Annotated in this window: 9 protein-coding genes and 2 pseudogenes; 8 read left to right on the plus strand and 3 right to left on the minus strand. The window is 50.3% G+C overall.

From position 1 onward, the window contains the following. Nucleotides 1-144 precede the first annotated feature (144 nt). Together Q0Z70_RS03005 and guaA are read left to right on the plus strand one after the other, a co-directional pair. Entirely contained in the window at nucleotides 145-1791 is a 1647-nt protein-coding gene (locus tag Q0Z70_RS03005) for a diphosphate--fructose-6-phosphate 1-phosphotransferase (protein ID WP_298072520.1), read from the plus strand. Nucleotides 1792-2185: 394 nt separating this feature from the next. Beyond that, complete coding sequence (gene guaA / locus Q0Z70_RS03010; protein WP_298072522.1) at nucleotides 2186-3739, plus strand: glutamine-hydrolyzing GMP synthase; 1554 nt, start codon at nucleotides 2186-2188, stop codon at nucleotides 3737-3739. Between the two features lie 26 nt (nucleotides 3740-3765). Here the strand turns inward: guaA and Q0Z70_RS13540 are convergent. Further along, nucleotides 3766-3858, minus strand: a pseudogene (locus tag Q0Z70_RS13540) (IS982 family transposase); the annotation flags it as partial. Nucleotides 3859-4618: 760 nt separating this feature from the next. On the opposite strand from Q0Z70_RS13540, the gene Q0Z70_RS03015 reads away from it, so the two are divergent. Next, entirely contained in the window at nucleotides 4619-4810 is a 192-nt protein-coding gene (locus Q0Z70_RS03015) for a helix-turn-helix domain-containing protein (protein ID WP_298072524.1), read from the plus strand. Nucleotides 4811-4935: 125 nt separating this feature from the next. After that, nucleotides 4936-5277, plus strand: a complete 342-nt coding sequence (locus Q0Z70_RS03020; protein ID WP_298072527.1) for a DUF5640 domain-containing protein — start codon at nucleotides 4936-4938, stop codon at nucleotides 5275-5277. Between the two features lie 231 nt (nucleotides 5278-5508). Here Q0Z70_RS03020 and Q0Z70_RS03025 read toward each other — a convergent pair. Then, nucleotides 5509-6015 (minus strand): annotated as a pseudogene (locus Q0Z70_RS03025) (butyrate kinase); the annotation flags it as partial. A 512-nt stretch (nucleotides 6016-6527) separates the two neighbouring features. Then, the gene (locus Q0Z70_RS03030; protein WP_298072529.1) at nucleotides 6528-7499 is read right to left on the minus strand and encodes an ROK family protein; all 972 of its coding nucleotides are present in this window, start codon (nucleotides 7497-7499) and stop codon (nucleotides 6528-6530) included. 203 nt (nucleotides 7500-7702) lie between these two features. Between Q0Z70_RS03030 and Q0Z70_RS03035 the strand changes: the two genes are divergently transcribed. The 4 genes from Q0Z70_RS03035 (at nucleotide 7703) to Q0Z70_RS03050 (ending at nucleotide 12204) form a co-directional block, all read left to right on the plus strand. Beyond that, nucleotides 7703-8419, plus strand: coding sequence for an ABC transporter ATP-binding protein (locus tag Q0Z70_RS03035; RefSeq protein ID WP_298072531.1), 717 nt, complete (start codon nucleotides 7703-7705; stop codon nucleotides 8417-8419). Nucleotides 8420-8487: 68 nt separating this feature from the next. Beyond that, on the plus strand, nucleotides 8488-9747 hold the full coding sequence (locus Q0Z70_RS03040; protein WP_298072532.1) for an ABC transporter permease: 1260 nt from the start codon (nucleotides 8488-8490) through the stop codon (nucleotides 9745-9747). A gap of 27 nt (nucleotides 9748-9774) precedes the next feature. Continuing rightward, nucleotides 9775-11016: an ABC transporter permease gene (locus Q0Z70_RS03045; protein ID WP_298072534.1), complete on the plus strand. Its 1242-nt coding sequence runs from the start codon at nucleotides 9775-9777 to the stop codon at nucleotides 11014-11016. A 72-nt stretch (nucleotides 11017-11088) separates the two neighbouring features. Beyond that, nucleotides 11089-12204, plus strand: a complete 1116-nt coding sequence (locus Q0Z70_RS03050; RefSeq protein ID WP_298072536.1) for an efflux RND transporter periplasmic adaptor subunit — start codon at nucleotides 11089-11091, stop codon at nucleotides 12202-12204.

Below are 12204 nucleotides of genomic sequence, written 5' to 3' on the forward strand. Positions count from 1 at the left end.
GTTTGTTATTCGATGGCAAAAATATAAAAAATGTGATAGTTGCTTAGGTTTTACTTTAAAAAGTTATGTAGTCTACAGGGAAAAAGCGAAATTTGCACCACCTTTAAACAACAAAGTATATTCACCTTTAAACAATAGTACAATATGGCTAAAAGTGCACTGCAAATCGCAAGGGCTGCCTATCAGCCCAAGTTGCCCAAGGCGTTGAAAGGACATGTGAAAGCTGTAGCCGGCGAGGCTACTCAGTCGGTTGCCGACCAGGAAGCTATCCGCAAGCTGTTCCCCAACACCTACGGCATGCCGCTTATCAAGTTCGAAACCTCCGACGGGGTTGCTTCGTCCCCGGTAATGAACGTAGGCGTTATCCTCTCCGGTGGTCAGGCTCCCGGCGGACACAACGTCATCTCCGGTCTCTTCGACGGCATCAAGAAGCTGAACCCCGAAAACAAACTCTACGGTTTCATCCTGGGCCCCGGCGGCTTGGTAGACCATAACTACATGGAGCTGACGGCTGACATTATCGACGAGTACCGCAACACCGGCGGTTTCGATATTATCGGTTCGGGCCGCACGAAGTTAGAAAAGGAAGATCAGTTCGAAAAGGGCTATGAAATCCTGAAGGAACTGGGCATCAAGGCGCTGGTTATCATCGGGGGTGACGACTCCAACACGAATGCTTGCGTACTGGCTGAATACTACGCTGCCAAGCACTATGGCGTACAGGTTATCGGTTGCCCCAAGACCATCGACGGCGATTTGAAGAACGACATGATCGAGACCAGTTTCGGTTTCGACACGGCCTGCAAAACCTACTCTGAAGTGATCGGCAATATTCAGCGCGACTGCAACTCGGCACGCAAATACTGGCACTTCATCAAGCTAATGGGCCGCTCGGCTTCGCACATCGCATTGGAATGCGCCCTTCAGGTACAGCCCAACATCTGTATCATTTCCGAAGAAGTAGAGGCCAAAGACATGTCATTAGACGACATCGTGACTTACATTGCCCAGGTAGTAGCCGACCGTGCCGCTCAGGGCAATAACTTTGGTACGGTTCTCATTCCTGAAGGTCTGATTGAGTTTATTCCGGCCATGAAGCGGCTCATCGCCGAACTGAATGACTTCCTGGCTGCCAACGCCGAAGAGTTCTCGCACATCCAGAAATCTCACCAGCGCGACTATATCATCGACAAGCTGTCGCCCGCCAACTCGGCTGTTTATGCCAGCCTGCCCGAAGGCGTAGCCCGTCAGCTGACACTCGACCGCGACCCGCACGGCAACGTACAGGTATCGTTGATCGAGACCGAGAAACTGCTCTCCGAAATGGTTGCCGCCAAGCTGGCCGCCTGGAAGAAAGAGGGCAAGTATGTGGGCAAATTCGCCGCCCAGCATCACTTCTTCGGGTACGAAGGACGGTGCGCCGCTCCGTCGAACTTCGATGCCGACTACTGCTACTCGTTGGGTTATACGGCTGCCGCTCTGATTGGTGAGGGCAAGACCGGCTATATGTCGTCCGTGCGCAACACGACGGCTCCTGCCGAAGAATGGATTGCAGGCGGTGTGCCCATCACAATGATGATGAACATGGAACGTCGTCACGGCGAAATGAAGCCCGTTATCCAGAAGGCTTTGGTGAAGTTGGACGGTGCACCCTTCAAGACTTTCGCCGCACAGCGCGAGCAATGGGCGAGGGAAACAGCTTACGTATATCCGGGGCCTATCCAGTACTTCGGCCCTGCGGAAGTATGCGACCAGCCTACCAAGACCTTGCAGCTGGAGCGAGGCAAATAATGGAATAAGATAGAAGCGAGAGATTGCAGGAGCGTGGCGGTAAGCCTGTTCTTGCAATCTTTTTTATGCCCGTCCGCCTGCCGACCCGGCAAACGCAAAGTGCTGGTAATTAGGCGAGTGTTAGTTTATTCCAGTTTATCAAAAATAAACTCTCAGTTCAAAGCCTTTAAACTGCCGGTTCAACCCGTTTAAACCGGCAGTTCACTCCGTTTGTACTGGTGGTTCAACGCCTTTGTACTGTCGGTTCAAACGGCGTGAAGCGATGGAATAGAGAAGACGGTTACGGTACAGACCTATAAAATCTGTTGTTTTCATTTGCCTATGCGCTTGCCTTTCACTATTTTTGCATAACTAATTCAGACTTGTAACAATCATTTTATCAATAGACACCTATATGCAGGAAAAAATCATCATTCTCGATTTCGGCTCGCAGACCACGCAGCTCATCGGCCGCCGTATCCGCGAACTGAATGTTTACTGTGAGATTGTACCCTACAACAAGTTTCCGTATGGCGACGGCAGTGTGAAGGGAGTCATCCTTTCGGGCAGTCCGTTCTCCGTTTACGACGGGAGTGCTTTCAAAGTAGACTTGAGCCGGCTGCGCGGCAAGTATCCCATTCTGGGCATCTGCTACGGCGCACAGTTCATCTCGTACAGCAACGGCGGTAAGGTAGAACCGACCGGTACGCGCGAATACGGGCGTGCCCATCTCAGCACTTTCGACAAGGGCAACGTGCTCTTTAAGGACGTGCGCGAGAATACGCAGGTGTGGATGAGTCACGGCGACACCATCACGGCCATTCCCGACAACTTCCGCGTCATCGCTTCGACCGACAAGGTGAAGATTGCCGCCTACCAGGCCGAGGGCGAAAAGATGTGGGGCGTGCAGTTCCACCCCGAAGTATTCCATAGTGAGGACGGAACGCAGATGCTGAAGAATTTCGTGGTCGACGTCTGCGGATGCAGCCAAAGCTGGAGTGCCGCTTCGTTTGTCGACACCACCGTAGCCGAACTGAAAGCACAGGTGGGCAGCGACCGCGTTATTCTGGGCCTGAGCGGCGGTGTGGACTCGTCGGTAGCTGCTGTGCTGCTCCACCGTGCCATCGGCAAGAACCTGACATGTATCTTTGTAGATCATGGCCTGCTGCGTAAGAACGAGTTTAAGGACGTGATGCACGACTACGAGTGCTTGGGACTGAACGTCATCGGTGTGGACGCCAGCGAGAAGTTCTTCAAGGACTTGGAAGGCGTGACCGACCCCGAACAGAAACGCAAGATCATCGGCCGCGACTTCGTGGAAGTGTTTAACGCCGAGGCGCATAAGATAACCGATGCCAAATGGCTGGCTCAGGGTACCATCTATCCTGACCGTATCGAGAGCCTGAACATCACCGGAAAGACCATCAAGAGTCACCACAACGTGGGCGGTCTGCCCGAAGAGATGCACTTGCAGCTCTGTGAACCGTTGAAGTGGCTGTTCAAGGACGAAGTGCGCCGTGTGGGTCGCCAGCTGGGCATCCCCGACCACCTTATCAGCCGCCATCCTTTCCCCGGTCCGGGTTTGGCCGTGCGCATTCTGGGTGACATTACCCGCGAAAAGGTACGCATCCTGCAGGACGCCGACGATATTTTCATTCGGGGATTGCGCGACTGGAAGGTGACCGATGAAAAAGGGAACGAAACCACGCTCTACCATCAGGTGTGGCAGGCAGGCGTTATTCTGCTTCCTGTCCAGTCCGTAGGGGTGATGGGCGACGAACGTACCTACGAGCGTGCTGTTGCCCTGCGTGCTGTGACGTCGACTGATGCCATGACTGCCGACTGGGCACACCTGCCCTACGAGTTTCTGGCCCAGGTTTCAAACGACATCATCAACAAGGTGAAGGGGGTGAACCGTGTCACCTACGACATCTCCTCGAAGCCGCCTTCGACTATCGAGTGGGAATAAACCGCAGACAAGGCACAAGGGACAGGATACTCCTTGTAATCGTGCTTGAAGCAGCGGAAACCACCGGAGTGAAAAAGGATAAGAACAATCCTACTTTCAGCAAGCCTCTGTAACTTTGAACTTTAAGGACATAGCGGTAATCGTTTAAAATCGAATGTTTTTACCGCTATGTTCCTAACTCACGTTATTTATTAAAGTGCGCCTTGATGTTAAGTTGTTGATTGAAACAATCATATGAATTTAGACCTAAATGAAAAGAAAAACATTAAAATAAAAGAGATTATCACAGAAAATCTCTACTTTTGTAACTGGATTGAGGCGACTCTCTCCAAGACATATTAGAAAAGAAAGAAGCGTTATGCTTATCTTGTAAAGTTGAAACCTGGAAAGTTTGCATAAGGATAAAAACAAAAAAAATCCCTCAAACAAAAGAAAGGAAATGGATTCAATGAATAATAAGAGAAATATTCTTATTTTTGCAATACTTTATGGAAACATTATCGAATAATGTGACATGAAGATTTATATATTATAGAAGACGTTTTCATGCGTTAACTTCCGTCTTTTGAATCTCGCAAATTCCAAAGCTCAAAGAAGATAACGGCAACAAAAGCGTCTGCGTAGTATGATTGTATGCATACATCTATTTATTTGACTTTAATAAGTCAAATAATGATGGTTATGTACTTCATACAGACGTGGGCTGACTGGCGTTGCTTATCCTTTGAGCAGGCAATGCGAGAGCCTAAAAGACGGGGTAAGCAAGAAACAGGCTCCCACGTCTTTTGTTTTTGATTACTGTTAGCTGAATATGAGAGCCTATAAGCTATTTATACAAATATTGACATGCTACACATAGGCGAACTTATACGAAAAAGAATGGAAGAACAACAAATCAGTATTGTTTGGTTAGCTAAACATCTATCATGTAGCAGAACGAACGTATATAAGCTATTAAACAAATACTCGCTGGACACTGAAATATTAGCCAAAATATCAAAGTTATTAGATTTCGACTTTTTCTCATTATACTCAGAAGAAATACAAAAAGACAAAGAAAAACTACAATAAAAAAGATTTCCAAACAACAAAATGTAACCAAAAGGTTTACATGTAAACTTTTTGGTTACATCATTCACTAACACAATATTATTGCAGAACATATCTTTGCAGCAAAATAATTAAAATATAAAAAGATGAGAACAATGAAGTATTTATCAATGATGCTAGTTGTACTAGCAATGAGTGTATGTATGGTAAGCTGCGGTAGTGATGATGATGATGAGCCGTCAATTGGTATAGTAGGGACTTGGATATCTGACGACGGAGAAACCTTTGTTTTTAGAAATGATGGGACTGGATCATTATCTGATGAAAATGGGTCTGATTATTTTACTTACACTTATTCTGAAAGTAAGGAAACTCTATTATTAATGTTTAATGGCACTAGTAAAGGAGTGCAATATTCTGTACAAAGAACTGGAAATATTTTAACTCTTTCCAGTGGTAGTACATATATGAGACTTACGAAAAAATAGAATATTTAATCCATTAATGAGCTGATGGTATTTTATACATTTGGTTGTATTTGTACCTATCAGCTCATCATTTTTAATGATTATCCGCAATAAGGTATACTCCCGTACAACCGAGCGAAAGAGGGTTTGGTGCAAACGGCAGCAATCATCAATGAAGGATGATTCATATTCTGTATATCATAATCATATATACACAAAACGTAAAACATACAAGCTGACATCAATTTTACCCTACCTATACACCTGCACCGTCAGTTCGCCCCGCAACGCACCCAACGCATTCAGCGCCAGGGCTTCCAGTTCATCTTCGCCGGGGTAGACGCGGACGGGCGCCAGGAAAGAGATGCGCTCTCTCAGGCGGGAGATAATGTAGTCCGAATGGGCGATACCGCCCGTCAGCAGGATCGCATCCACCTGCCCATAGAGTACGACTGCCGCTGCGCCCACACTCTTGGCTATCTGATAAATCATGGCGTCTAACACCAACCGGGCATGCTCGTCACCTTCCTCAATGCGCTTCACCACAGCCTGTACGTCCGTAGTGCCCAAGTGCGCCGCCAAGCCCGCACGGCCCGAAATGCGCTTCTTCAGTTCGCTCTGCGACCATTTGCCGGAGAAGCAGAGGTCGATAAGATCGCCCGCCGGCAAGGTACCGGCCCGCTCGGACGAAAAAGGGCCTTCGCCGTCGAGGGCATTGTTCACATCCACACAGCGTCCCTTGCGGTGGGCGGCCTCCGCCCTCTTCAGTACCGCGTCAACTTTCGCCTCCAGCCTCGCCTTGTTCTTCTCGACGCTGCCCTTCCACACGAAGGTGTACTTGTTCGCCACCGACTCTATGCCGGAGATGTCCAGTTTGTCTATTATCACGCTGACCGTCCTTACGGGATGATTCTCAGGAATGAGTTCGCCCAGTGACGGAGGAAAAAGAAGACTGTCGTTTTGATTGTAGGATTTACATATTATCTTTGCACTCATGGTAAATGATTGATTGTCTTTTTGTTTTGCACCTTAAATATAATAAACATTTACCATAAAAAACAACGGTTATCTTCTTTATCATCAAGAGGATAACCGTTAATTTATATATCCTGAAGAAGTTTCAGGATGCAATGAAAAGAGGATAACCCCTTGGGCCATTTCGAATGGCTTTTGGGTCACCCTCTTTCTATTACGGGATAATATTTATCCTGCCAACTTTTTTGGGGTCACTTCACACGTGGAGGCTTCCCCTTTTATTATTCAAAAAGCAGTTATTTCAACTCCCAGCCCAGTGCACTGGCACCCAGTACAGCGGCATCGGCATCCTTAAGCTCGGACATCAGCAACTTGGTTTTGCCCTTGTATATGTTGAGCACATTTTTGTCGATGGACTCCTGGATAGGCTTGAAGATGTATTCGCCGGATTTGGCTAAGCCGCCGAAAAGCACGATAGCTTCGGGGCTGGAGAAAGCGATGGCATCGGCCAAAGCTTCACCCAAGATCTCGCCCGTAAAGTTAAAAATATCCTGAGCCAGCTTGTCACCCTTCACGGCAGCATCGTACACGTCCTTCGACGTGATGTCCTCGGCCGGAATAGAACGGAGCAGACTCGGCTCGGTGCGGGCTGTCAGGAACTCACGTGCCGTGCGTGCCACTCCCGTAGCCGAGCAATAGGTTTCGAGGCATCCCTTGCGACCGCAGCCACATGCACGTCCGTTCTCGCGGCGCGCGATGACATGACCCAGTTCGCCGGCAAATCCGTCGTGGCCATAAACCAGCTGGCCATTGATCACAATGCCGCTACCCACACCTGTGCCCAGTGTGATCATAATAAAGTCCTTCATACCACGAGCCGCGCCATAAGTCATTTCGCCGATGGCGGCTGCGTTGGCGTCGTTGGTCAGAGCGGTCGGTATGCCCAAGCGTTCTTCGAACAAAGCGGCCAGAGGAATGACACCCTTCCACGGGAGGTTGGGAGCAAACTCGATGGTACCCGTATAATAGTTGCCGTTAGGAGCACCCACACCGATACCCTTGATTTTATCTTTTCCGCCATTGGCTTCGAGCAGGGGAAGCAGGTTCTTGCAAACTTCGTCCACATAGGTTTCCACTTCCGTATAAGCGCCCGTCTTGATCGAGCTGCTTGCAATCACCGTTCCGCGTGCATCCACAATGCCGAACACAGTATTCGTACCGCCTATGTCAATACCCACTACATAGGGTTTCTCCATGTTTGAATTCATGATATTCTCTTTGATTAAAGGGTTAATATTAATGTTAGTTACAAAATTGACAAAGAAAAACGAAACAACAAAATCTTTTCCCTAAAAAAAGATACCCGACATACACGCGTTAGCAGAAAAAATGAAAAAAAGTCCGTCTCTTTTGCAACTTTTATCGTACACATGCGTCTAATAACGAAAACAAGCATAATTCGAAGAAAGTCGTGATACAACTAAAAGACATCAACAAGACCTACTACAACGGAGCTCCGCTTCACGTCCTGAAGGGCATCAATCTGGATATCGCAAAGGGAGAATTCGTATCCATCATGGGCGCATCGGGGTCGGGCAAGTCCACCTTACTTAATATATTAGGCATCCTGGACAACTACGACACGGGCGAGTACTACCTGAACGGCACCCTTATCAAGAACCTGAGCGAAACGCACGCCGCCGAATACCGCAACCGCATGATAGGCTTTATCTTCCAGTCGTTCAACCTCATCTCGTTCAAGAATGCGATAGAAAACGTAGCTCTGCCCCTCTTTTACCAAGGCGTGAGCCGTAAGAAACGCAACGCCCTGGCGCTGGAATACTTAGACCGTCTGGGCCTGAAGGAATGGGGGCATCACATGCCCAACGAGATGTCCGGCGGACAGAAGCAGCGTGTGGCCATCGCCCGCGCCCTCATCACCCGTCCGCAAATCATCTTGGCTGATGAGCCTACGGGTGCTCTCGATAGCAAGACTTCGGTCGAAGTGATGCAGATCCTGAAAGATCTCCACCGGACGGGCATGACCATTGTCGTCGTGACCCATGAAAGCGGCGTAGCCAACCAGACGGATAAGATTATCCACATCAAGGACGGCATAATAGGTACCATCGAAGAGAACCAGAACCACGACGCTTCGCCCTTCGGCAAGGACGGGTTCATGAAATAGTTTTATCAGAAGAACTAAAAAGGACGATAACTTCCTTTCATTTCTTATAATCGCTAAAAAAAACAAATATGATTGACCTCTGGCAAGAAATATACGGAACCTTGAAGCGCAACAAGCTACGCACCTTTCTGACAGGCTTCGCCGTAGCATGGGGTATCTTCATGCTCATCGTGCTTTTGGGAGCGGGCAACGGAGTCATCCACGCCTTCGAGCAGAATTCGTCCGAACGGGCACTTAACTCCATCCGCATCTTCCCCGGCTGGACTACCCTGTCTTACGACGGACTGAAAGAAGGGCGGCGCATCGAACTGGATAACCGCGACCTGACGGACACCGAAACCCAATTCCCTGAAAACGTGTCCAGCGTGGGCGCCACCGTGCGTCAAAACGGCCTTAACATCGGCTTCGGCAAGGAGTATGTCAACCTCTCTCTGCTGGGCGTACATCCCAACTACCCGGAAATCGAAGCCGTGAAGACGGCCGAGGGGCGCTTCATCAACGACATCGACCTGAAAGAACGGCGCAAGGTCATCGTACTCCATCGGAAGTCGGCGGACATCCTCTTCGGCAAGACGCACACACGGCCCATCGGACAGTTTGTCAATGCCGGAGACGTAGCCTATCAGGTAGTGGGCATCTACAACGACCAGGGCAACAGCGAACCGAGCGAAGCCTACATCCCTTTCAGCACTTTGCAGACTATCTACAACAAGGGCAACAAGCTGAACAATATTCTCCTGACCACCGAAGGGCTGACTTCCATCGAGAATAACGACGCTTTCGAGAAAGAATACCGTCGCGTTATCGGTGCCAACCACCGCTTCTCGCCTGACGACACGAGTGCCATCTGGATATGGAACCGTTTCACCGACTACCTGCGCGCTATGAACGCCATGAGCATCCTGCGCACGAGCATCTGGGTCATCGGCATCTTTACCCTGCTGAGCGGCATCGTGGGCGTGTCGAACATCATGCTCATCACTGTACGCGAACGAACCCACGAATTCGGCATCCGCAAAGCCTTAGGCGCCAAACCGGCCTCCATCCTGTGGCTCATCATCGTGGAGAGTGTCACCATCACGACCCTTTTCGGCTACATCGGCATGGTGGCGGGCATCGGCGTAACGGAATGGATGGACAATCTCTTCGGAAGCCAGACGATGGATGCGGGCATGTTCCAGGCCAAGATGTTCAGCGACCCCACAGTGGATCTGCACATTGCCGTACAGGCTACGCTGACCCTTATCATAGCCGGCACGCTGGCCGGGTTCTTCCCCGCCCGCAAGGCCACGAGAATTAAACCGATTGAGGCGTTGAGAGCAGATTGACGATGATAAAAATAGAGAATTAGGCGTATGAAAATAGATAAAGATACCTGCGAGGAAATCCTCGTTACCATCACCCGAAACAAGACGCGAAGCCTGCTCACAGCCTTCGGCGTATTCTGGGGAATATTCATGCTCGTGGCCCTTATGGGAGGCGGACAGGGCATGGAACAGGAGGTGCGTAAAGAATTTGAAGGCTTTGCCACCAATTCGGGCTTCATCTTCGCCCAAAGGACGGGCGAAGCTTACAAAGGTTTCCGCAAAGGACGGAGCTGGGATCTCGAAATGGCCGACGTGGAACGCATCGGCAAACTGGACAAGATAGAAATCTCCACTTCATCAGTAGTCCAATGGAACAAAAAGGCCATCTACGAGGGAAACAAATACGATTGTAGTGTTAAGGGACTCTTCCCGGACTATGAACAGATCGAACACCAGGAGATGACCTACGGACGCTTCATCAACGACGTGGACATCCGCGAGGCACGCAAGGTGTGCGTCATCGGCAAGCGTGTCTACGAGAGCCTTTTCCCCAAAGGAGGCGACCCCTGCGGCATGTACATACAGGTGGATAGCATCTACTACCGCGTGGTGGGCATGTGCTCGTCCGAGGGCAATGTCAATATACAGGGACAGGCTTCCGAAGCCGTTACCCTGCCCTATACCACGATGCAGAAGATGTACAACCTGGGCAATACCGTCGACTTGGTATGCTTCACCATGAAGTCCGGCGTGAAAGTGGCCGACGTGGAAGAACAGGTGAAGCAAACCGTCAAGGCAGCCCACTACATCTCGCCCGACGACCAGCAGGCAGTGATGATGCTCAACGTCGAAGCCATGTTCTCCATGATGGATGCCCTGATGACAGGAATACACGTTCTTATCTGGATGGTGGGGCTGGGCACGCTCTTTGCAGGAGCCATCGGCGTGTCGAACATCATGATGGTCACCGTGCGCGAGCGCACCACCGAGATAGGCATCCGCCGTGCTATCGGAGCCCGTCCGCGCGACATTCTCCAGCAGATCCTCTCCGAAAGCATGGTGCTGACCACCGTAGCGGGTATGACCGGCATTTCATTAGCTGTGCTGGTACTCCAGGTTCTCGAAGCAGCGGCCAATCCGCAAGGCATCGTCGAAACGCACTATCAGGTCAGCTTCGGCATGGCCGTAGGCACCTGTGCCCTGCTTATCGTACTCGGTGTGATGGCAGGGCTGGCACCGGCCTATCGCGCCATGGCCATCAAGCCGATAGAAGCGATACGTGACGAATAATCTTCTTCGCCCTGCATTTGGAAAATACGCAATCCATCATAATAAACGAAAGAAATAAAAAACATATCCGACATGAAAGCAAGAAAAATCCTAAAAATCGCGTTGCTGGTCATCGTGGCCGGCATCTTCATCTGGACCTTCGTGTTCCTGTACCAGAAATCCCAACCCGAAGTAACCCTCTACGACACCGTCCGCCCTGTTCTGGCAGACTTGGAGAAGACAACCGTCGTCACCGGCAAGATAGAGCCGAGGGACGAAGTTCTCATCAAGCCCCAAATATCGGGCATCATCGAGGAAGTCTATAAGGAAGCCGGCCAGAAGGTGAAGAAGGGCGAAGTGATAGCCAAGGTAAAGGTTATCCCCGAATTGGGTACGCTCAACGCTGCCGAGAGCCGCGTGCGCTTAGCCGAAATCAACGGACGCCAGGCCGAAACCGACTTCGCCCGCTTGGAGAAGCTCTACGCCGACAAGCTTATCAGCTCCGAAGAATACGAAAAGGGCGAAGTGGCCGTGAAGCAGGCCCGCGAAGAACTTCAGGCTGCCAAGGACAATCTCCAGATCGTGAAGGAAGGCATCACGCAGAACAGTGCCTCGTTCTCAAGCACCCTGATACGTTCCACCATCGAAGGCCTCATCCTGGACGTGCCCGTCAAGGTGGGTAATTCGGTCATCATGAGCAACACTTTCAACGACGGTACCACCATCGCCACCGTGGCCGACATGAACGATCTCATCTTCCGTGGCAACATCGACGAGACCGAAGTGGGCCGCGTAAGCGAAGGCATGCCTCTCAAAATCACCATCGGTGCCTTGCAGGATCTCACCTTCCGAGCCACACTGGAATACATTGCACCGAAATCGACCGAAGACAATGGAGCCAATCAATTCGAAATCAAGGCGGCTGTCAGTGTTCCCAATACGGTGGTTATCCGCTCGGGGTACTCGGCCAACGGCGAAATCGTGCTCGAACGAACCCTTCAGGCCCTCGCCATCCCCGAAGGATGTGTGGAGTTCAAGGACGATAGCACCTTTGTCTATGTGCTTACCGATAGCATACCCCGGCAGACTTTCCGCCGTCAGCCCATCCAAGTGGGTATGAGCGACGGCATCCAGATAGCCGTAAAGAGCGGCATCACCGACAAAGACCTGATACGCAACAACGCCAAGAACCAGAAAGAAGAAAACTAA

It is taken from the genome of uncultured Bacteroides sp. (assembly GCF_947632445.1).
Lineage (GTDB): Bacteria > Bacteroidota > Bacteroidia > Bacteroidales > Bacteroidaceae > Bacteroides.